Genomic DNA, 20,528 nt, shown 5'->3' with positions numbered 1-20,528 from the left:
CGCGTCTATGGTGCGCGATGTGACAGGAAGGATGACGATGGAGGAGCGGCTCGCCGCGATCGCACCGCGGCTGCGGCGACAGCTCGACCGGCTCTACGGCGCGCAGGGTGACACCGACGCGCTGTGGGCCGCGACCGAGGCACTTCTCCGCGAGCGCCACGCCGAGCGGCCCGAGGCGCTGCGCGCGCTCGACGCGGCGCGGCTGGCCGATCCCGACTGGTTCGTCCGCCCCGACATGCTGGGCTATTCCACCTATGTCGACCGCTACGCCGGCACGGTCGCGGGGCTCGCCGGCAAGGTCGGTCATCTCGAGGCGCTCGGTGTACGCTACCTCCACCTGCTCGCGCTGCTGAAAGCCCGCGAGGGCGACAGCGACGGCGGCTTCGCCGTCTCCGACTATCTCGCCGTCGAGCCGCGGCTCGGCACGATCGACGACCTCGAGGCGCTCACCGCACGCCTGCGTGACGCGCGGATCAGCCTGTGCGTCGATCTCGCGCTCAACCACACCGCCGAGGACCATCTCTGGGCCAAGGCGGCGAAGGCGGGCGATCCCTTCTATCGCGACTTCTACATCGTGCTCGACGAGGCCGAGGCGCGCGCGCGCGAGGCTGCCCTGCCGCAGGTCTTCCCCGCCACCGCCCCGGGCAATTTCACGCTCGTGCCGGCGATGGGCGGTCACGTCTGGACCACCTTCTACCCTTTTCAATGGGATCTGAACTGGCGCAACCCGAACGTCTTCCTCGCCATCCTCGACGTCGCGCTGCGGCTCGGCAACCACGGCGTCGAGGCGTTCCGGCTCGACAGCATCGCCTTCCTGTGGAAGCAGCCCGATAGCGACTGCCGCAACCTCCCCGAGACCCACTACATCGTCCGCGCACTGCGCGCCGCGCTCGATATCGCCGCACCCGCCACCCTGCTCAAGGCGGAGGCGATCGTGCCCACCGCCTACGTGCCGCCCTATTTCGGACTGGACGAGGGCGAGGGGTTCGAGCCCGAGTGCCACCTCGTCTACAACAACTCGCTGATGGTGGCGGGCTGGGTCGGCCTCGCTGAGCAGTCGGCGGCCTTGCCGGCGGCGATCATCGGCGCGAGCGGCGGGCTGCCGCGCGGCGCCAACTGGCTGAGCTACGCGCGCTGCCACGACGATATCGGCTGGGGTTCGGTGCTTGGCGACCTCCGCGCGATCGACCCCGCGCCCGAGCGCCGGCTCGCCACGGCGGCGCATTTCCTCGAGGGGGCGGACGGCGGCTGGGGCCGCGGCGCGCCGTTCCAGAGCGACGGCGCGGTGCTCCACGGCAGCAATGGCACCATGGCCTCGCTGGCCGGACTGGAGTCAGCGCGTGACGAGGCGGAGCGCGAGGCGGCATACCGCCGCATCGCGCTGCTCAACGCGCTGGCGATCGCGAGCGGCGGGCTGGCGACGACCTACATGGGCGACGAGCTCGGCCTGCTCAACGATGATTCCTATCGCGACGATCCGGAGCGCGCGCACGAGGGCCGCTGGCTGCATCGGCCCGAGATGGACTGGGCCGCGCTCGACGGTGCGGCGGCACGTCGGATCAGCGGCGACCTGCGCGCGTTGCGGGCGGCGCGCGTAGCGAGCGGCGGCGCGGGCGCGCCAGCGCTGATCGACACGGGCGCACCGGCGCTGCTCGGGGTGGCATGCGGGAGCGACCGCGTGTTCCTCAACTTCGGCGCGGCGCCTGTCGCTCTTCCCTCGGCCGGCCGCGATCGGTTGACCGGCGCATCCTGCGAGATCGCGCCGGGCTGGGGCGTGGTCTGGCTGGAGGGAGAGCGATGAGGTCGACGACGGTAGCAGCCCGGGAGACGTCGCGCCCCCGCCTCTCGCTTGCGCGCATCGTCGAGATGAACCTCGGTTTCCTCGGCCTGCAATTCTCCTTTGGGCTGCAGCAGGCCAACATGGCCCCGATCTACGGATATCTCGGCGCCGACGAGGCGACGCTGCCGCTGCTGTGGCTCGCCGGGCCGGTCACCGGGCTGCTCGTCCAGCCACTGATCGGTGCGATGAGCGACCGCACCACCTCGCGTCTCGGGCGCCGCACGCCCTATTTTCTCGTGGGTGCGGTGCTGTGCAGCCTGTGTCTGTTCGCAATGCCGTATAGCCGCGCGCTGTGGGTCGCTGCGAGCCTGTTGTGGGTGCTCGACGCCGCCAACAACGTGACGATGGAGCCCTATCGCGCCTATGTCGGCGACCGGGTCGCGCCCGAGCAGCGGCCGACCGGCTTCCTGACGCAATCCGCCTTCACCGGGCTGGCGCAGACGCTCTCCTATCTCGCGCCGAGCCTGCTGGTGTGGGTCGGCCTCGACAAGGACGCGGTCGACGCCAACGGCATCCCCGACATCACGCGCATCGCGTTCGTGATCGGCGCGGTGCTGTCGCTGTCGACGATCCTCTGGTCGGTTTGGCGCGTGCCCGAGCTGCCGCTGCCGGCCGGGGAGCGCGCGCGACTCGAGGCCGAGCCGCTGACGCTGCGATCCGCCCTCGCGGATCTTCGCACCGCGCTGGTGGAGATGCCGCGCCCGATGCGCCAGCTTGCGCTGGCGATGCTGTGCCAATGGTACGCCATGTTCGCATACTGGCAGTTCATCGCCTTCGCGCTGGCGCGCTCGCTCCACGGCACCGCCGACGCGACCAGCCAGGCGTTCCGCGACACCGCGCTGACCGTCGGGCAGCTCGGCGCCTTTTACAACGCGGTCGCCTTCGTCGCCGCGCTCGCGCTGATGCCGCTGGCGCGGCGCTACGGCGCCAAGCGGGTCCATGCCTGCTGCCTCGCCGCCTCGGGTGCGGCGATGCTGGCGATCCCCGCGATTGGGCAGGAGGCTTGGCTGTACGTCGCGATGGTCGGGATCGGGATCGGCTGGGCCGGCATGATGGGCAATCCGTACGTCATGCTTACCGACATGATCCCGCCCGCGCGCAACGGCGTGTACATGGGCATCTTCAACATGTTCATCGTCATCCCGATGATGATCGAGAGCCTGTCGATCCCGCTGTTCTACCACAACCTGCTCGGCGGCGACGCGCGCGCGGTGCTGCTGCTCGCCGGCGCGCTGATGCTGCTCGGCGCGGTCGCGACCGTGCTGGTGGGGCGCAGTGCCCGCTTGGCAGCGTGACAGCCTAGCGCCTCTAGGCAGCGCGGAAGACTCGCGTAGAGACGCAGGGGCGCAGAGACGGGAGCGCGCGCCGGCGCTGCATTCCCTTAGCAGATGACGCGCGGGGCGCAGCAGCGAGTGAACCCTCTCTGCGTCTCCGCGCCTCCGCGCAGACCATCATCCGGTCAGCCAATGTGCGCGGCGCTTTACCGGGATTGGGCACGCCTTAGCGAGGTTGCGCTCCTGTTAACGCAAGAGGCGCAAAGATCGCCGCCGCGTCGCCGCAAGGAGCTTCGGCTCCTCCATGCGAAGTGAAGAACGCCGCTGCGCCACGAGCCCAGTCGCCTCGCGTCCTCGCTGATTCTATCGCTGCCGTACGTCCGGCAGCACCCGGTCGATCCAGCCCCCGAGCCGCCCATGCGACCAGGCGAGCGAGCGATAGAAGGCCAGCGCCGGCCGCGCCCAATGAAGGTAGAGCCCTGGCCTCCCCGTCCGCGCCGACAGCCACGCCAGCCGGTGGCTCCAGCGCGCGATGCCGGCGCGCGTGCGATACACCAAGCGTCGCCGCAGCGGCAGCGCGCGCGCCGCGGGCGCGACCCGCTTGCGCTTGGCCACGCCGCTGCGCCAGCGCCGCCACGTCAGCCGATAGGCCAGCCCTTCGCGGCGATGACGAAAACCCGCCGCCTGGGTCGCCTCGACGAACGCGGCGTCTACTTCCTCCAGCGCCAGCCGCCCTTCCGCCACTGCGACGCGGATCAGACCGTCGACGAGTTGCGTGCGCGCCACCACCACGTTGGTGCCGCGTCCGTCGGACGAGTAGGGCTCGACCCAGGCGTCGCCGAACGCGACGTCGGCGGTCTCTGCGACGACGTCGTCGCACATGTCGCAGGCGCTGTTCTGGAAGAAGCCCGCGCCCCAGTCGCCATCGGCGAGGTGCCACCAGTCCTCGGCCCGCGCGGTGCCGTCGTCGAGCGTGAGGTGTGCGCGGTACCAGTTTGCCGGCCGCCCCGCGTCCTTGATGCGATAATCGACCGCGCGCACGCGCGACGGCGGCGTGTCGAGCTGCCAAGCGAAGCTGTCGACCAGCCGGGCGCTCTTCTGATGCCCGCAAAACAGCCCGAGCACGTGCGGCACGCGCTCGCGCAACACCGGGTCGCGCGCGCGTTCGAGCTGGATCATCTTGGCGAAACACGGCACCGCCACGATCGCATAACGCCCCGGCGTCGCGCGGATCTCGCGCAGCACCGCGGCGAGCTCGACCGGATAATAGCGTGACTTGGCGCCGGTCAGCAGCGATCCGGCGTCGCGTGACAGGCGATAGGCGAAGTAGCGCCCGTCCTCCTGCGGCGTCGCAATCGGGGCGACATGCGCCACCGCGTCCACCGCACCCGTGCGCAGCAACTCGGCCGCGACCCAGCTCACCATGCCGCCCGAACTGCCCGACTCGCGCCACGCACCCTCGGCGACATGCCCGACCCAGGTCGATTCGTGCCGGCCCAGCAACGGCGTCACACGCGGCGCGTCAGGGAAACGTTCGGCGGCGATCTGGTCCTCGTCGCGCGCGTCGGGCGAGAAGGGGCAGCGCTGCGCGAATTCTTCGGTGGATGCGGACGTGAAGGCACCGGCGGGCTTCCACGTGCCGTAACGATCCCACGCCATCGCGCCCGCCGGCGCGTCGGCCGCGCAGCCGCCGCAGCCGATGCACAGCCCCGAGCGCACCACGTCGCGCGGCGCGAGCGGCTCAACCAAGCGCGCGGCGCAGATAGGCGAGCGACTCGGCTCGAAGCCCCTCGATCCGTTCATACACCGCCGGTGCGGGCGGCGCGCCGAGCAAAGCGTCATAGTCAGCCGCCCCGAGCCCGGGCGCGACGATATGGCGCTGCGCGTCGAGCGCCGCGGCGAGGTCGCGCACCTTGTTGAAACGGTAGGGCGACGGCGCGGTGACGAAAGGCGTCCGATTGTTGAGCGCAAAGACGCAGCCGTGAAAGAAGTTGGTCACCAGTGCGCTGGCGTTGGCGGCGCGCTGCGCGAACTCCTCGGGGCCGGCGGCGATGTCCTGCTCGTCGGCCCAGTCGTTGCGATAGCCGATGCTGACCAGGCGCACGCCGCTGCGCTGGCTCCAGTCGCGCATCTGGCGCTGCAGCCACTCCGGGAAGCCGTGACCGTAAACCAGGGCATAGCCGCCCTTGCCCGACGGCGGCGCGGCGGCGTGGACGCGGTCGCCGAACTGAAGCACGGGGTCGAGCACCAGCGGCGGGGTGGCGCCCAGCGCAGTCTGCACCAGCGCGCGCGAGTTGGCGTCACGCACCGACACCGCGGTGAAGCGCCGCAGCTTGGCGGCCCAATCGTCCGAGATGCCGTCAGCGGCGTCATGGTTGCCGAAGCTGGCAGCGTAGGAGACCAGCCGCGGCGCGCTCAGCCCCTCGCCGAAGAAGATCGGCGCGCCGCCGTACCAGGGGTGGCGGAAGTTCCACACCTCGTCGCTACCGACGACGATCGCGTCATAGCCGCTGGTGTCGGGCCGGTGCAGCGGGAAACGCGGCGATTGCGGCAGGCGATCGAAGGCGGCGACGAACTTGCGGCCCTTGGTCTTGTAGGCCGGAAGATCCGTACGCGGCGTGCGCTCGGGCAAGGTCGGCTGGAACGAGCAGCGCCACTCAGCACGCGCGACCTGGTCGCTGTGATGGTCGAGCAGCCGCGCGTCGTGGCCGAGCGAGCGCAGCCCCTCCGTCAGGCAGCGCGCCTGCCAGTAGGAGCCGTAGTTGATGCAGCGGTGGAAGGTCAGGATCCCGACCTTGCGCGGTGAGGCAGTCATTATGGGGTTAATCGCTCTGGGCTCGAGCGGTTCCGCTTACAACTCCTCCTCGCCCGCGGAGCAGCGGGTCGGATCGTCTCCCGGACGACCCTTGATCACGCGGAGCATGATCAAGCCGCTGCTGGGGACCAGCCGCAGGCTGGCGGAGGGCGCTCTCCGCAGGCGGAGCCCCCCCGTGCCGGGGAGAATTCACGCCAGCAGGCCGTCCGCCAGCAGCAGCAGCATCTTCACGTCCATCGCCACGCCTTGGGTGCGCTTCGCCAGCACGAAGCGCGCCAGCTCGGCGCGCGGCACCAAGTGCACCTCGATGTCCTCGTCGGCCTCGCCGCCGCCCGGCCCGACCTTCTCGAGATCATACGCGCGCACCAGCGTGAAGCCCTCGCTGTTCATGCCGGGCGACGAGTAGAAGAAGCCGAGCTCCTCGATCCGCCCAACGCGATAACCCGTCTCCTCCTCCAGTTCGCGCGCGGCGCCGGCGGCGACCGCTTCACCCGCGGTCTCGTCACCGATCAGTCCGGCAGGGAGCTCGAGGCAGCGGCGGCCGAGCGGCACGCGATACTGCTCGACCAGCACGACCCGGTCGGCGTCGTCGATCGCGACGATCACCGCGGCCTGGATGCCGTTGCGGCGTGCGACATATTCCCACTGCCCCTGGGTCTTCACCTCGATGTAGCGGCCCGCCCAGACCGTCTCGGCAGGAGCATCGGCGTCGCGGTGCGGCTTGGTCATCGGATCTCGCTCGGTGCTGACGTTGAAAGGCGCCTCTCTAGGTCAGCGCGGTGGCTTGGCGAAGCGACAATCCGCGCTTAACCTGGATCTGCCCGCGACGAGAGCCGGCAGGGAGACGGACATGTTGAAGGATTTCAGGGCGTTCATCGCTCGAGGCAATGTGCTCGACCTGGCGGTCGGCGTGATCATCGGCGGCGCCTTCGCCACTATCACCAAGTCGCTGACCGACGACATCATCATGCCGATCGTCGGCGCGCTCTTCGGCGGCTTCGATTTTTCGAGCTATTTCGTCAAGCTGGGGCCGGTCCCCGCGAACTACGCCGGCTCGCTGACGAGCTATGCCCAGCTCAAGGCGGCGGGGGTGCCGCTGTTCGGCTACGGCGAGTTCATCACCGTGGTGATCAACTTCATCATCCTCGCTTTCATCGTCTTCCTGCTGATGCGCAGCGTCAACCGCGTGATCGCCGCGGCCGAGCGCGAGAAGAAGGAAGGCACCGCCGAGCCCGCCGCCGAAGCCGCCGAGGTTGCGCTGCTGCGCGAGATCCGCGACGAGCTGCGCGCCGGCACGGGGACGCGCACCCCGCCCCCACTGGTCTGAGCCGGCGATCTCCGGACGCTCTCCCCACGCGGGAGAGCGTCACGGTCGAGCGGAGGCTGCTCAGTGCAGCGTCGTCGCGTTGTCGTCGGCGTCGACGATGCCGCGGCCGACATGGCTGTGGTGGCGGCTATAGGCGAAGTAGATGATCAGCCCGACCCCGCCCCAGATCGGCAGCACCAGCATCGCCGCCGAGGGCAGGTTGAAGAACAGGAAGACGCAGCCCACGATCGTCAACGGCCCGACCAGCCACAACGCGGGGGTGCGGAAATCACGCTTATGGTCACGCGCGGTACGGCGCAGGATCATCACCGCGAACGCCACCATCATGAAGGCGTAGAGCGTCCCCGCATTGGCGATGTCGGCGAGCTGCCCCACCGGCAGGAACGCCGCCGCGAAGGCCACGCCGATCCCGGTCATCGCGGTGACGACATAGGGCGTCTTCCACTTCGGGTGCACCGCCGAGAGCTTTTCCGGCAGCAGCCCGTCGCGGCTCATCACGAAGAAGATGCGGGTCTGGCCGAACATCAGGATCAGGATCACGGAGGGCAGCGCCAGGAAGGCGGCGATGCCGAGCATATTGCCCACCTTGGACCAGCCGATCGCGCGCAGCACGTGCGCCAGCGCCTCGTTCGAGCACACCAGCATGTCGGCATATCGCGGCAGCGCGCATTGGCGCGCCAGCTCCTCCGAGCCGGTCGGGAAGGGTATGCCGTTCGGTCCCATGATCGGCTGGCCGCCGATCGTGCCGATCGCGCCAGCGGCAACCAGGATATAGAAGATGGTGCAGAACAGCAGCGAGCCAATCAGCCCGATCGGCACGTTGCGCTGCGGGTTCTTGGTCTCTTCCGCCGCGGTCGAGACCGCGTCGAAGCCGACATAGGCGAAGAAGATCGTCGCCGCCGCGCCAACCGCGCCGACGCCGGTGCCGAAGCCGCCGAACACGCCCGCCGGCAGGAAGGGGTTAAAATTCCCGCTGCTGAACGAGTCGCTCGGCAGCGTCAGCGCGACGAAGGCGGTGAGCGCGATCACCTTGATCGCCACCAGCACCGCGTTGACCCGCGCGCTCTCGGTGGTGCCGATCATCAGCAGCCAGGTGATCAGCCCCGCGATCACCACCGCGGGCAGGTTGATGAACCCTCCCGGCGCGCCGCCAAGCGCGAGTGGGGCGGCGGAGAGCCAAGCCGGCAAATGGATGCCGAGAAACTGGTTGAGGATCGTCCCGCTGAAATAGCCCGACCAGCCGACCGCCACCGCGCTGGCGGCGACGGCATATTCGAGGATCAGCGCCCACCCGACCGTCCAGGCGAGCAGCTCGCCCATGGTGGAATAGGTGTAGGTATAGGCCGATCCCGCCACCGGGATCATCGCCGCGATCTCGGCGTAGCAGAGCGCCGCAACGATGCAGATCGCGCCGGCGATAGCGAACGCCAGCATCAGGCCCGGCCCGGCCTTCTGCGCGCCCGCGGCGGTGAGCACGAAGATGCCGGTGCCGATCACGCAGCCGATACCGAACAGCGTCAGCTGGAACCAGCCGAGCGTGCGGTGGAGCGACTTGCGCTCGGCGGTGGCGAGGATGGCGTCGAGAGGTTTGACGCGCCCGAAGATCATTACGTTCGATGCCCCCAAGGGAAAATTGCTGGACAGGAGCGTAGCGGGTGTGTGGCGACGCGCAATAGTGTTGCGCGGAGATGACAGGGCGTTGGGGGAGCGTCAGGTGGACCTCGGTGCCGATCCAGGCCGTACCGGCCCGCCATGCCCCTACACATCCGTCATCCCGAACTTGGTCCGGGATCCACCGTGCCGCACAACCACCGCGCGCTGCTCGTGCGGGAGAGGGGATCCCGGACCAAGTCCGGCAATCCACCTAGAACATCCAGCTCCCGTCCTCACCCGTCCTGCTGCACCAGCATCGGGCCGAGCGCGCGGCCGGCGAGGATGTGGACGTGGAGGTGCGGCACCTCGGCGTGACTGTCGAGCCCGGTGTTGGCGATCAGACGATAGCCGCGCTCGACCAGCCCCGCCTCGCGCGCCGCCTGGCCGATCGCGCGGGTGAGGCTGACGATTTCTTCAACGCTCGCGCTCGCCGAGAAATCGTCCCAGCTGACATAGCGACCCTTCGGCACCGCGAGCAAATGCACCGGTGCCCAAGGCGCAATGTCGTGGAAGACGATGCTGTGCTCGTCCTCATAGACCCGGCGCGACGGGATCTCGCCGCGCACCAGCTTGGCGAAGATGTTGGCGTCGTCATAGGGCTGGGTGGCATCGACGGTCATCGGGCGGTCCTCACTCGGGTCGGAAGGAGAGCGGCAGCGGGCCGCCGCGCGCGGCCTTCTCGTCGAGCCCCGACACGCCCTCGCGCCGCGTCAGCTCGGCGCGAACCTCGTCGAGCGTCAACCCGGCGTCGGCGAGCAGCACCAGCAGGTGGTAGAGCAGGTCCGCCGCCTCGGGCACGATCGCGCGCTCGTCGCCGCGCAGCGCCGCGATCACGGTCTCAACGGCTTCCTCGCCGAGCTTCTGCGCGATGCGCGGCCGCCCCTTCGCGAACAGCGACGCGGTATAGGAAGAGGCAGGGTCGGCGCCGCGGCGCGAGGCAACCGTCGCGAAGAGCCGGTCGAGCGGGTCGGGCTGGTCCATGGTGCGCCGGGTGCCGTGCGAGACGCCGCTGGTCAAGTCGGGGCGGAGCCCCCTCAGCGACCGATCGCGCGCAGGCCGGTGTCGAGCTGCGCGCGCAGGTTGGCGACAACCTCGGGCGAGACGTCGGGTCGCGGCGCCGCGGCTCTGCCCCGGCGCAGTCGCGCGCGGTCCCGCTCGGGCGGCTCGACCACGCGCACGCGCACCGCGACGTGGCCGCGCGCGCGCACGCCGAGCAGTTCGGCCGCGCCGCGCGACAGGTCGATCAGCCGGTCGCGCACGAACGGGCCGCGATCATTCACCCGCAACAGGATCACGCGCCCGGTGTCGAGCGCGGTGACCTCGACGTAGCTGGGCAGCGGCAGCGTGGGGTGCGCCGCGGTCACCCATTTGGCGCGGAACCGCTCGCCCAACGCGGTGCGATTACCCGACTCGCCGCCGTACCAGCTGGCATAGCCAAGCATGTCGTAGCTCGGGTCGACTGCGGGCGTGTAGGTGACGCCGCGCACGACATAAGGGCGGCCGAGCCGCACCGGCGCGTCGCTCACCGGCCGATAGTGGCCGCCACAGCCGGCGAGCAGCGCCGCCAGCAGCGCCGCCCCCGTCGTGCGCCGTGCGGCTCGGCCCCATCCCGCCCGCACCGCGCCGCACCTCAATGTGCGCGCACCGGCACGCCCGCCGCTGCAAGCGCTGCGTGCGCCTCGGCGACCGTGGCCTGGCCGAAGTGGAAGATCGAGGCGGCCAACACCGCCGAGGCATGCCCCTCAGTCACCCCCGCGACGAGGTCGTCGAGCGTGCCCACCCCGCCCGAGGCCACCACCGGCACCTCGGTGCGATCCGCGATCGCGCGCACCAGCGCGAGGTCGTAGCCGTCGCGCGTGCCGTCGCGGTCCATAGAGGTGACGAGCAGCTCGCCCGCGCCCAGCTCGGCGAGGCGCAGCGCGTGCACCACCGCATCGATCCCGGTGGCGCGGCGTCCGCCGTGGGTGAACACCTCCCAGCCGTCGCCGACGCGGCGCGCGTCGACACTCGCGACGCAGCATTGGCTGCCGAACCGCTCGGCGATGTCGCTCACCAGCTCGGGGCGCGCCAGCGCGGCGGAATTGACCGCGACCTTGTCCGCGCCGGCGAGCAGCAAAGCGCGCGCGTCCTCGGCGCTGCGCACCCCGCCGCCGACGGTAAGCGGCATGAAGCAGACCGCGGCGGTGCGGCTGACGACGTCGAGCAGCGTGCCGCGCGCCTCGTGGCTGGCGGTGATGTCGAGGAAGCAGAGCTCGTCCGCGCCGGCGGCGTCATAGGCGCGCGCCTGCTCGACCGGGTCGCCGGCGTCGACCAGATCAACGAAGTTGACGCCCTTGACGACGCGGCCATCGGCGACGTCGAGGCAGGGGATCACGCGGGCACGGACGGTCATGCGTGCCGCTCATGCCGAAGCGGGCGGGCAAGGGCAAGCGCGCCACCGAAGTCGGTCAGCGCGGGGGTTCCTTGCAGCGCGCACGACGGCATCATTGCTTTTTTCGGCCGAGGAAGAGTCGGGCGATGCGATGCCGGCTTTGTGCGCTGCTAGTCATGCTGGCCAACCCGCGAGGCGCTTTTCCAACCGAGTGGCCGCACGAGCGCCGTACGATCACGCATTGGTCCTGGTTCCGCCAGCACGCATGGGAGGTTCAACTGGAGCAGGACAATCGTTTCTGGCTGCACGCGCCGCACGGACGACGCGGCGCGGCGCGCGGATTGGTCGCGCGCAGCGGTGTGGGTCAGGAACCGGCTTGTCCAGGCTGAGCTGTTCGCCGGCGAACGCCGGAGCCCGGGGTCACGCAGGGCAACAGCTCGCAACGTCCGGTTCGCCAGGCTCCCGCGCGCGCGGGCACGAGGAGCCGAACTACCGCTTCGCCGCCCGCGCGCCCGCTACGCCGCCGCCGCCACGCTCAGCGCCGCGGCCAGGTCGAGGCGGCCATCATACAAAGCGCGCCCGGTGATCACGCCCTCCACCCCGTCCCGCGCGTGCAGCGCCAGCACGTGGATGTCCGCGATTCCCGCCACCCCGCCGCTCGCGATCACCGGAATGTCGACCGCGCGCGCGAGGTCCACCGTCGCCTCGATGTTGGCGCCCTTGAGCAACCCGTCGCGGCCGACGTCGGTGAACAGCAGCGCCGCCACGCCCGCGTCCTCGAAGCGGCGCGCGAGCTCGACCACGCTGGTGGTGGAGACGTCGGCCCAGCCCTTGGTCGCGACCATGCCGTCGCGCGCGTCCACCGCCACCACCACGCCGCCGGGGAAGTCGCGCGCGGCGTCGCGGACGAACTCGGGGTCCTCCAGCGCGGCGGTGCCGATCACCACGCGCGCTACCCCCAGATCGAACCAGCGCTCGACGCTCTCGCGCGTTCGGATGCCTCCGCCGAGCTGGACGTGGCCGGGGAAGCGCGCGACGATCGCGCGCACCGCCTCGCCGTTGACGCTGGCGCCGGCGAAGGCGCCGTCGAGGTCGACGACGTGGAGGTGCGCCGCGCCCGCCTCGGCGAACAGCATCGCCTGTGCGGCGGGGTCGTCGCCGTAGACGGTGGCGCGCGCCATGTCGCCCTCGGCGAGGCGGACCACCTGGCCCTGCTTGAGGTCGATCGCAGGGAAGACGATGAGGGTCATGCGGGACTACTCGGCGAGATGGCAGGTGGATGGGGGCGCTGGGAGACGCGTTTGACCGGGACCACGCCTCCCCCACTCACCGCCATCATCCCGGACTTGGTCTGGAATCCACCGTGTCGCCAACTCAGCGGCCGGCGGCCGCGCGCAGGTGTGGATCCTGAAACGAGTTCAGGATGACGCCGCCGGCTGGACGAGGGCGACCGACTCGTTAACACCGCGCCGCTCACGGACGCCACGCCAGGAAGCGTTCCAGCAGTGCGAGGCCGTAGCGCTGGCTCTTCTCGGGATGGAACTGCACCCCCACCACAGTGTCGCGCGCCACCGCGGCGGTGACGGGGCCGGCATGATCGGTGGTCGCCACCACATGCGCGCCGTCAAAAGCGTAGCTGTGGAGGAAATAGGCCTCGCCCGGAACGATCAGCACGTGCTCGGCCTGCGGTACCACGTCGTTCCAGCCCATGTGCGGCACCTTGGCGTCGGTGCCGGCGACGTCGATCCGGCGCACCGTGCCGTCGATCCAGCCGAGCCCGGCGTGGCGGCCGAGCTCCTCGCCCGCGGTTGCGAGCAGCTGCATCCCGACGCAGATGCCGAGGAATGGCGCGCCCTGTTCGAGCACGCGGCGCTCGAGCGCGGGCACCAGCCCGTCGACCGCGCGCAACGCCGCGGCGCACGCGCCGAACGCGCCCACCCCCGGCAGCACGATGCGGTCGGCGCGCGCCACCGCGTCGGGGTCGGCGGTGACGACCAGGTCGGCGCAGCCGGCGGCGCGCAGCGCGTTCGCCACCGAGTGGAGGTTGCCCGCCTGATAGTCGATCAGCGCCAGCGTCATGCCAGCCACGCGCGGACCGGGTCGGCGGCGAAGCTGGCGTGGAATGGCACCACCTCCACGGTCGCCGCGCCAGCGGTGACGAACGGGTCGGTCGCGGCGATCGCCTCGGCCGCGGCACGGTCGCCGCGCACCACGATGACCCCGCCGCTGCGCGGCTCGCGCCGCCCCGCGACGAGGAAGGCACCCTCGGCGAAGCCGGCGTCGAGCCACGCAACGTGCGCGGCCATCAGCGAGTCGATCTCGTCGAGCGGGCGAACATAGCTCAGCAAGATCAGGCTCAGCTCGCCGCTGGCGCGAAAGCTGCTCACAGCGTGCCCTTGGTCGAGGGGATCACGCCGACCTTGCGCGGGTCGATCTCGATCGCCTCGCGCAGCGCGCGCGCCAGCCCCTTGAACGCGCTCTCGGCAATATGATGATTGTTGTCGCCGTACAGCGTCTCGACGTGGAGCGTGATCCCGGCATTCTGCGCGAAGCTGTGGAACCAGTGCTGGAACAGCTCGGTGTCCATCTCGCCCAGCCGGGTCTGGGTGAAAGCCGTCTTCCACACCAGCCACGGCCGCCCCGAGATGTCGAGCGCGACTCGGGTCAGCGTCTCGTCCATCGGAGACAGCGCGTCGGCGTAGCGGCGGATGCCGCGCTTGTCGCCGAGCGCCTGCGCCACCGCGCTGCCGAGCGCGAGCGCGCTGTCCTCGACGGTGTGGTGCTGGTCGATGTGGAGGTCGCCGTCGCAGTGGAGCGTGACGTCGATCAGCGAGTGACGCGCGAGCTGCTCCAGCATGTGATCGAAGAAGCCGACTCCCGTGTGGATGTCATATTGGCCGGTGCCGTCGAGGTCGACGGACACGCTGATACGGGTCTCGCTGGTGTCGCGGCGGAGCGTGGCGGTGCGCATGACGCCGGTCCATAACGCGCTGGACGGTCCAAGCAACCTTGACCGCTCGTCCCACCGCGCTACCCATAAGCGCATGAACGACATGCTGCCCGACAGCCAAATCCCCTATGACGAGATCGTGCAGGAAGCGCTGCGCGCCGTGGTAGGCCGCGTGCTGGGCGTGGTCGCCGAGACGGGCGGGCTGCCCGGCCAGCACCATTTCTACATTACCTTCAAGACCCAGGCCCCCGGCGTCGACATCCCGTCCCGCCTCGTCGAGCGCTTCCCCGACGAGATGACGATCGTGCTCCAGAACCGCTTCTGGGACCTCACGGTCGACGACGAGCGCTTCTCGGTAGGGCTCAGCTTCAATCAGGTGCCGTCGAAGCTGGTGATCCCTTATTCGGCGATCACCGGCTTCCACGACCCGGCGGTCAACTTCGAGCTGCGCTTCCAGGCGCAAGAGGGGCCGGGCGACGGCCCCGGCGGGCACGACCCGGCCGATAACGACGGCCCGCCCGCGAGCGGCGCGAGCGATGGCTCGAACGTCGTCGCCGTGGATTTCAAGCGAAAGAAGTGATCGAGCGAGTCGCCGCGCCCGACGCGGCGGTGCGCGCCGCGATCCTCGCGCCGCTGGTCGCGCACAACGACTCGGCGGTGGGGCAGATGCCGCGCGAGGAGATCGCACTGGTGCTCCGCGACGAGGCTGGGGCGATCGTTGGCGGTCTGTGGGGCGTGGCGAGCTATCGCTGGCTGTTCGTGCAATATCTCGCGCTGCCGCCCGAACGGCGCGGCCGCGGCGAGGGCCGCGCGCTGATGCTCGCCGCGGAGGTGGAGGCGACGCGGCTCGGATGCGTCGGCGTGTGGCTCGACACGTTCAGCTTCCAGGCACGCGGCTTCTACGAGAAGCTGGGCTACGCGATGTTCGGCGCGATCGACGATTACCCGCCGGGCGAGTCGCGCTACTTTCTGGCGAAGCGCATCGACTGAGAGCAGGCGAGACGGTCTGGGAGGCGCCGCACCCGGAGCCGAAGCGGCACCTCCATGAAATGTCGGTTGCCGGTACGAGGGCGCGGAGCCCGCACAACATGCCCGCCTTTACAGAAGCTTGCCTCACCCTCACCCGAACGCTGTCACCGCCCCGGCGATCACCGCATAGACCCGATCGAGATCGTCCGCCCCGATGCAATAAGGCGGCATGACGTACAGCGTGTCGCCGAGCGGGCGCAGCAGCACGTCGCGCTCGCGGAAGAAGGCCATCAGTCGCGGCGCGCGATCGGACAGATAGCCTGCCCCCTCCCCCAGCTCGAGCGCCGCGATCGTGCCCAGCGAGCGTGCGCCGCTTACGCCCGGCAGAGCGGAGAGCGCCGCCACGCGCTCGGCCTGCGCGTTCGCCAGCGCGACGATCCGCTCACGCACCGGCTCGTCACGCCAGACCGCGAGATTGGCGCAGGCGGCGGCGCAGGCGATCGGGTTGGCGGTGTAGCTCGACGAGTGGAAGAACATCCGCGCGCGATCGGTGCTGCGATGCGCTTCGAACAGCGGCTCGGTCGCCATCGTCACCGCCAGCGGTACCGCGCCACCGGTCAGCCCCTTGGAGAGGCACAGGATGTCGGGCACCACCCCGGCCTGCTCGCACGCCAGCAGCGTGCCGGTGCGACCCCAGCCGGTCATCACCTCGTCGGCGATGAAGAGCACGCCGTGGCGCGCGCAGATCGCGCGCATCGCGGCGAGCACCGCGGGCGGGTAGAACAGCATTCCGCCGGCGCCGAGCACCAGCGGTTCGACGATGAACGCCGCCGCGCCGCTGGCGCAGGCCTGCTCCAGCGCGTCGAGCGTCGCCTGCTCCGCCCCTCCGGCAGGGAACGGGATCGTGCCGACGTCGAACAGCAGCGGCGCATAGGGCCGGTTGAACACGCCGCGCGCGCCGACCGACATCGCGCCGATCGTGTCGCCGTGGTAGCTGTGCGCCATCACCAGAATGCGGTCGCGCGGCTCGCCGCACGCATGCCAGTAACCCAGCGCCATCTTCAGCGCGACCTCGACGCTGGTCGAGCCCGAGTCGGAGAAGAAGACGCGGGTCAGCTCCGCGGGCATGATCGCCGTCAGCGCGCGTGCCAGTTCCTCGGCCGGCGCGTGGGTCCAGCCGGCGAAGATGATCTGGTCGAGCCGCTCGGCCTGGTCGCGGATCGCGGCGACGATCCGCGGGTGGTTGTGGCCGTGCGTCGTCACCCACCAGGAGGAGATCGCGTCGATCACGCGACGCCCGTCGGCGGTATGCAGCGCCGCGCCCTCGCCGCGAGCGACGAGCGGTATCGGCTCGCCCAGACCGTGCTGGGTGAAGGGATGCCAGACGGGCGAACCGCTCATCGGAACGCCGCCACGTCGAACGCATCGGCAAAGGCCTCCGCCAGCGCGGCCGCGTCGAGCCGCGGCAGCAGCGGCAATCGGCCGAGCCGGCGCACGCGGCCGATCGCCGCGATCGTCGCCTCGCTGTCCTCCTGCGCGTCACCGACGAACGCGACGCCGAGCAGCGGCACGCCGCGCGCACGTAGCGCCTCGATCGAAAGCAGGCTGTGGTTGATCGTGCCCAGCGACGTGCGCGCCACCAGCACCGTGGGACAGCCCCAGCGCGCGATCTGGTCGGCAAACAGCCAGTCGCGGGTCAGCGGCACCAGCGCCCCACCTGCGCCTTCCACCACGAGATCGTCCTCGACCGCGGGTAGCGTCAGCCGCGCGGGATCGATCACGCCTCCATCGAGCTCGGCGGCGCGGTGCGGCGAGCAGGGCGTGGTGAGCCGATACGCCTCGGGGACGATCCGCGCGCGCTCGACGCCGAGCGACTCGACGCTGGCCGCGTCGCTGCCGTCGTCCAGCCCCGCCTGCACCGGCTTCCAGTAGATGGCGCCAAGCGCGACCGTCAGGGCCGCGGCGAACACCGTCTTGCCCACGCCGGTATCGGTGCCGGTCACCGCGATCACGCTCATCGCCGCGCCTCCGCCACCGCGTCGGCGAGCGAGTCGATCTCGGCCGCGCCGACGTGGAGCGTCAGCGACAGCCGCAGCCGAGCGGTCCCGGCCGGCACGGTCGGCGGACGGATCGCGCGCACATCGAAGCCGGCACGCTGCACCGCGGCGGCGAGGTCGAGCGCGGCGCGATCGTCGCCGACCAGCAGCGGCATGACTTGGGTCCCCGTTACGGTCGCACCCAGCGGCCCGAGCCGCGCGCCCGCGTGCGCGATCAGCGCGTGCAGCCGCTCGCGCCGTTCGGGCTCGTCGGCGAGCATCGTCAGCGCGGCGCGTGCGACCGCGGCGGCAAGCGGCGCCGGTGCGGTCGAGAAGATGAAGGGGCGCGCGCGTGCCACCAGGAAGTCGCGCACCAGCCGCGAGCAACACAGCAGCGCCCCCTCGCAGCCGAGCGCCTTGCCGAAGGTCTTGAGCGTGATGACATTTTCGCGCCCGTCGAGCGTGTCGGCGAAGCCCCGTCCGTCGTCACCCCACACGCCGGTGGCGTGCGCCTCGTCGATCACCAGCATGGCGGCGTGGCGTTCGGCGACCGCGGCGAGATCCGCGAGCGGAGCGCGATCGCCGTCCATGCTGTACAGGCTCTCCACTGCGATCCACGGCGTGCCGCTGCCGCCGCGGGTGCGCCATGCGGCGATCACCGAATCGACCGCGTTCGCGTCATTGTGCGGGGCGGCGACGGTCTCGGCGCGGCCGAGCCGCATTCCGTCATGGGCGCTTGCGTGGACGAGCGCGTCATACACCAGCAGGTCACCCGATTGGGGCAGCGCCGCGAACAGCGCGGTGTTGGCAGCATAGCCGCTGCCGAAGAACAGCGTCGCGGCGCTGCCGAAAAAACGCGCGCCTTCCGCCTCCAGCGCTTCATGTTCGGTGTCGTTGCCACGCAGCAGCCGCGAGCCGCCAGAGCCGAGCGCAACGCCGCGCTCCAGCGCCGCCGTCGCCGCCGCGCGCAACCGCGGTGCCGTGGCCAGTGCGAGATAGTCGTTCGACGAGAAGTCCACGCCGCGACGTGGTGCGAGCGTACGGAGCCGGTCGCGCGCGGCGAGCGCGGCGAGATGATCACGGTGCGAGGCGAGCAGCATCGCCGCGCCTATAGGTCCTGAGGGCGGGAAAAGACCAGCCGGCGCGGCGAGCCACAACTGCGGCGAGACGCGGCACGACGCGGCGTGCGCGACGTTGTCTGCGGTATGACACGACGCCCTTACCCTGCCGCCGCGCCCGCGCTCGCCGCGATTGCCGTCGCGGGCGTGCTCGCCGGCTATGTTTACGCCAGCCGGCGCCCCGCCGCACCCGCCACCTATCCGCCGCTCGACGCGCCCAAGCCGTTCGCGGAGAATATCTGGCTGGTCGACAGCGGGCCGATACACGCCGGCGGCCTCACGCTGCCGGTGCGCATGACCGTGGTCCGGCTCGACGACGGCGCGCTGCTGCTCCACTCGCCCACGCCTTATACGCCGGCGCTCGCGACGGCGCTGGAGGCGCTGGGTCCAATCCAGCACCTGGTCGCGCCCAACGTGGCACACTGGACCTATCTGCCGCGCTGGCAGCGCGCCTTCCCGCGCGCGACTTTGTGGGTCGCACCGGGCCTCGCCGAGCGCGCGCAGGTGCGTCGCGCCGGATTGCGGATCGACTCGGTGCTGGGCGAAGAGGCACCGCCCGCCTGGGCGAGCGCGATCGACCAGGGCGTGGTCGAAGGCGGAGCGGGCTTCCGCGAAATCTGGTTCCTCCACCGCGCCACGCGCACGCTGATCCTCACTGACCTGGTGCAGAACCTCGAGCCGGCGCGGCTGCCCGCGATCACCGCGCTCGTCGCCCGCGCGACCCGCGGCACCGCGGGTACCACGCCGCTCTACCTGCGCGTGGCGCTGCGGCTCGGCGGCGAGCCGATGCGCGCGGCGATCCGTGCGATGGTGGCGCTGGCGCCCGAGGGCGTGGTGATGGCGCACGGCGCACCGTTCGCGAACGGTGGCGCGGCGCGCCTCAGGGGTGCGTTCGCCTGGGTGTAGACGACGCTCAGTCGAAGCGGACGATCGCCTTCAGCACCGTGTCGGCCGCGTCGATCAGTTCGGGCAGTCGTCGCGGCAGGTCCGCTGCCTCGACGCTGTGGCTGTGGAGCGCCTCGGTGGCGATCGTACCGTCCCGGATAGCGGCGATCACGCGCGCGAAATCGGCGGCCAGCGCGTTGCGGCTGGCGATGAGCGTCGTCTCGCGCCTGTGGAACTCCGGGTCGGCGAAGACCAGGTCGCCCTTGACCACGCTCACCAGCACGTAGCTGCCGCCGTGCGCGACCTGATGGAGCCCGTCGCACATCGCCGCGAGATGGCCCGTCGCGTCGAACACCGTTTCGAAGAAGTCGCCGCCGGTCATCGCCGCGAAGCGCGCCTGCGCCGCGCCGTCGGCGAGCACCAGCGAGTCGAAACCGAAGTCGTGCGCGGCGCGATCCAGCCGCGGCTGGCGCGTGTCGCATAGCGTCACCGCGGCACCGTCCAGCCGCGCGAACAGAGCGGTGGCGAGGCCGATCGGCCCCGCCCCCTTCACCAGCACGCTACTTCCCGCCCGCAGCCGCGCGCGCGCCACTGCATGCGCGCCGATCGCGAGAAATTCGACCATCGCCGCCTGCTCCGGCGCGAGTCCGGTGGCGTCGATCACGGCGCGCTCGGGCACCGCGATCAGCTCGGCCATGCCGCCATCGGTGTGGACGCCGAGCACCGCGATGTGGGCGCAGCAATTGGGCTTGCCGGCGCGACAGGCGACGCAATGCCCGCAGGCGAGGTAGGGATTGATCGTCACGGTCTGGCCGGGACGATAGGCGGAGCCCGGCGGCGCCTCGACCACCTCGCCGGCAAGCTCGTGCCCCATGACCCGGGGATAGCTGAGAAACGGCTGGTTGCCCGCATAGATGTGGTAGTCGGTGCCGCACAGGCCGACGCGCCGTATCCGCACCAGCAACTCGTCGCTCGCGCGCGTCGGCGATTCACGCTCGGCGACGCGCAGCGCCAGCGGTCGGTCGCAGATGATCGTCAGCACGGCGCCGGACTTCCTCGTAGGCGGTTGATCTTGCACCTATGAAATACCCCTCGCGCACGTGCAATCATATTTCGGTCGCGGGCTGGGACTGGGCACAGCCGGTCGGCGACGACCGCTCGCAGGCATACAGCGGCGTCGAGGGCCCACTTACCCGTGCTCGATCTAAGGCGGGGAGTCGTCAGCGGCGCGGCTGGGTTTCTCATCCTTCCGTCGCTCCCGAGGCATGGCCGCGCCGAGCCCACCGCGTC

At 70.7% G+C, this 20,528-nt stretch carries 22 protein-coding genes; 6 read left to right on the top strand and 16 right to left on the bottom strand.

Annotated features, from left to right (window positions below):
* Window positions 1-31 precede the first annotated feature (31 nt).
* On the top strand, window positions 32-1,801 hold the full coding sequence (locus QBJ89_RS11980) for an alpha-amylase family glycosyl hydrolase (protein WP_277980725.1): 1,770 nt from the start codon (window positions 32-34) through the stop codon (window positions 1,799-1,801).
* A 65-nt stretch (window positions 1,802-1,866) separates the two neighbouring features.
* Window positions 1,867-3,135, top strand: coding sequence for an MFS transporter (locus tag QBJ89_RS11975; RefSeq protein ID WP_277980724.1), 1,269 nt, complete (start codon window positions 1,867-1,869; stop codon window positions 3,133-3,135).
* 342 nt (window positions 3,136-3,477) lie between these two features.
* Here the strand turns inward: QBJ89_RS11975 and QBJ89_RS11970 are convergent, their stop codons facing one another.
* The 3 genes from QBJ89_RS11970 to QBJ89_RS11960 all read right to left on the bottom strand — a co-directional run bounded on the left by QBJ89_RS11970 (window position 3,478) and on the right by QBJ89_RS11960 (window position 6,658).
* A complete protein-coding gene (locus QBJ89_RS11970) occupies window positions 3,478-4,863 on the bottom strand; it encodes a Coenzyme F420 hydrogenase/dehydrogenase, beta subunit C-terminal domain (protein WP_277980723.1) in 1,386 nt (461 codons plus the stop codon).
* On the bottom strand, window positions 4,856-5,929 hold the full coding sequence (locus tag QBJ89_RS11965) for a polysaccharide pyruvyl transferase family protein (protein WP_277980722.1): 1,074 nt from the start codon (window positions 5,927-5,929) through the stop codon (window positions 4,856-4,858). The genes QBJ89_RS11970 and QBJ89_RS11965 overlap by 8 nt, the downstream gene beginning before the upstream one ends.
* Before the next feature lie 189 nt (window positions 5,930-6,118).
* Window positions 6,119-6,658, bottom strand: a complete 540-nt coding sequence (locus tag QBJ89_RS11960; RefSeq protein WP_277980721.1) for an NUDIX hydrolase — start codon at window positions 6,656-6,658, stop codon at window positions 6,119-6,121.
* A gap of 121 nt (window positions 6,659-6,779) precedes the next feature.
* Here QBJ89_RS11960 and mscL point away from each other — a divergent pair, with 121 nt between their 5' ends.
* On the top strand, window positions 6,780-7,256 hold the full coding sequence (gene mscL, locus QBJ89_RS11955; protein ID WP_277980720.1) for a large conductance mechanosensitive channel protein MscL: 477 nt from the start codon (window positions 6,780-6,782) through the stop codon (window positions 7,254-7,256).
* Window positions 7,257-7,316: 60 nt separating this feature from the next.
* Here the strand turns inward: mscL and QBJ89_RS11950 are convergent, their stop codons facing one another.
* From QBJ89_RS11950 to hisB, 9 genes are all read right to left on the bottom strand, one after another.
* Window positions 7,317-8,864, bottom strand: a complete 1,548-nt coding sequence (locus tag QBJ89_RS11950; RefSeq protein WP_277980719.1) for an amino acid permease — start codon at window positions 8,862-8,864, stop codon at window positions 7,317-7,319.
* Window positions 8,865-9,142: 278 nt separating this feature from the next.
* Window positions 9,143-9,529, bottom strand: a complete 387-nt coding sequence (locus QBJ89_RS11945; RefSeq protein ID WP_277980718.1) for an HIT domain-containing protein — start codon at window positions 9,527-9,529, stop codon at window positions 9,143-9,145.
* Window positions 9,530-9,539: 10 nt separating this feature from the next.
* Entirely contained in the window at window positions 9,540-9,890 is a 351-nt protein-coding gene (locus tag QBJ89_RS11940; RefSeq protein WP_277980806.1) for a phosphoribosyl-ATP diphosphatase, read from the bottom strand.
* 53 nt (window positions 9,891-9,943) lie between these two features.
* Entirely contained in the window at window positions 9,944-10,528 is a 585-nt protein-coding gene (locus QBJ89_RS11935; RefSeq protein WP_277980717.1) for a septal ring lytic transglycosylase RlpA family protein, read from the bottom strand.
* An 11-nt stretch (window positions 10,529-10,539) separates the two neighbouring features.
* Window positions 10,540-11,301, bottom strand: coding sequence for an imidazole glycerol phosphate synthase subunit HisF (gene hisF, locus QBJ89_RS11930; protein WP_277980716.1), 762 nt, complete (start codon window positions 11,299-11,301; stop codon window positions 10,540-10,542).
* Window positions 11,302-11,795: 494 nt separating this feature from the next.
* On the bottom strand, window positions 11,796-12,530 hold the full coding sequence (hisA, locus tag QBJ89_RS11925) for a 1-(5-phosphoribosyl)-5-[(5-phosphoribosylamino)methylideneamino]imidazole-4-carboxamide isomerase (RefSeq protein WP_277980715.1): 735 nt from the start codon (window positions 12,528-12,530) through the stop codon (window positions 11,796-11,798).
* 223 nt (window positions 12,531-12,753) lie between these two features.
* Window positions 12,754-13,359: an imidazole glycerol phosphate synthase subunit HisH gene (gene hisH / locus QBJ89_RS11920; RefSeq protein WP_277980714.1), complete on the bottom strand. Its 606-nt coding sequence runs from the start codon at window positions 13,357-13,359 to the stop codon at window positions 12,754-12,756.
* Window positions 13,356-13,667, bottom strand: coding sequence for a YciI family protein (locus tag QBJ89_RS11915; RefSeq protein ID WP_277980713.1), 312 nt, complete (start codon window positions 13,665-13,667; stop codon window positions 13,356-13,358). Before QBJ89_RS11915 ends, hisH begins: the two co-directional genes overlap by 4 nt.
* A complete protein-coding gene (gene hisB, locus QBJ89_RS11910) occupies window positions 13,664-14,251 on the bottom strand; it encodes an imidazoleglycerol-phosphate dehydratase HisB (RefSeq protein WP_277980712.1) in 588 nt (195 codons plus the stop codon). The genes QBJ89_RS11915 and hisB overlap by 4 nt, the downstream gene beginning before the upstream one ends.
* Window positions 14,252-14,324: 73 nt before the next feature.
* Between hisB and QBJ89_RS11905 the strand changes: the two genes are divergently transcribed.
* Together QBJ89_RS11905 and QBJ89_RS11900 are read left to right on the top strand one after the other, a co-directional pair.
* On the top strand, window positions 14,325-14,810 hold the full coding sequence (locus QBJ89_RS11905) for an SspB family protein (protein ID WP_277980805.1): 486 nt from the start codon (window positions 14,325-14,327) through the stop codon (window positions 14,808-14,810).
* Window positions 14,807-15,220, top strand: coding sequence for a GNAT family N-acetyltransferase (locus QBJ89_RS11900; RefSeq protein ID WP_277980711.1), 414 nt, complete (start codon window positions 14,807-14,809; stop codon window positions 15,218-15,220). Before QBJ89_RS11905 ends, QBJ89_RS11900 begins: the two co-directional genes overlap by 4 nt.
* Before the next feature lie 129 nt (window positions 15,221-15,349).
* Here the strand turns inward: QBJ89_RS11900 and QBJ89_RS11895 are convergent, their stop codons facing one another.
* Genes QBJ89_RS11895 through QBJ89_RS11885 form a run of 3 tightly spaced genes read right to left on the bottom strand, consistent with a single transcriptional unit; the run spans window position 15,350 to window position 18,335 of the window.
* Window positions 15,350-16,600, bottom strand: a complete 1,251-nt coding sequence (locus tag QBJ89_RS11895; protein ID WP_277980710.1) for an adenosylmethionine--8-amino-7-oxononanoate transaminase — start codon at window positions 16,598-16,600, stop codon at window positions 15,350-15,352.
* Window positions 16,597-17,217: a dethiobiotin synthase gene (gene bioD, locus QBJ89_RS11890; RefSeq protein WP_277980709.1), complete on the bottom strand. Its 621-nt coding sequence runs from the start codon at window positions 17,215-17,217 to the stop codon at window positions 16,597-16,599. The genes QBJ89_RS11895 and bioD overlap by 4 nt, the downstream gene beginning before the upstream one ends.
* Complete coding sequence (locus QBJ89_RS11885; protein ID WP_277980708.1) at window positions 17,214-18,335, bottom strand: 8-amino-7-oxononanoate synthase; 1,122 nt, start codon at window positions 18,333-18,335, stop codon at window positions 17,214-17,216. The genes bioD and QBJ89_RS11885 overlap by 4 nt, the downstream gene beginning before the upstream one ends.
* A 105-nt stretch (window positions 18,336-18,440) precedes the next feature.
* Here QBJ89_RS11885 and QBJ89_RS11880 point away from each other — a divergent pair, with 105 nt between their 5' ends.
* Window positions 18,441-19,259, top strand: a complete 819-nt coding sequence (locus QBJ89_RS11880; RefSeq protein ID WP_277980707.1) for a DUF4336 domain-containing protein — start codon at window positions 18,441-18,443, stop codon at window positions 19,257-19,259.
* Between the two features lie 7 nt (window positions 19,260-19,266).
* Here QBJ89_RS11880 and QBJ89_RS11875 read toward each other — a convergent pair whose 3' ends face one another.
* The gene (locus QBJ89_RS11875; protein ID WP_277980706.1) at window positions 19,267-20,280 is read right to left on the bottom strand and encodes a zinc-binding alcohol dehydrogenase family protein; all 1,014 of its coding nucleotides are present in this window, start codon (window positions 20,278-20,280) and stop codon (window positions 19,267-19,269) included.
* Window positions 20,281-20,528 lie beyond the last annotated feature (248 nt).

This window comes from Sphingomonas phyllosphaerae, assembly GCF_029623345.1.
In the GTDB taxonomy this organism is placed as follows: Bacteria; Pseudomonadota; Alphaproteobacteria; order Sphingomonadales; family Sphingomonadaceae; genus Sphingomonas; species Sphingomonas phyllosphaerae_C.
The sequence above is the reverse complement of the archived record's forward strand: the minus strand, read 5'-3'. Positions and strand labels throughout refer to the sequence as shown.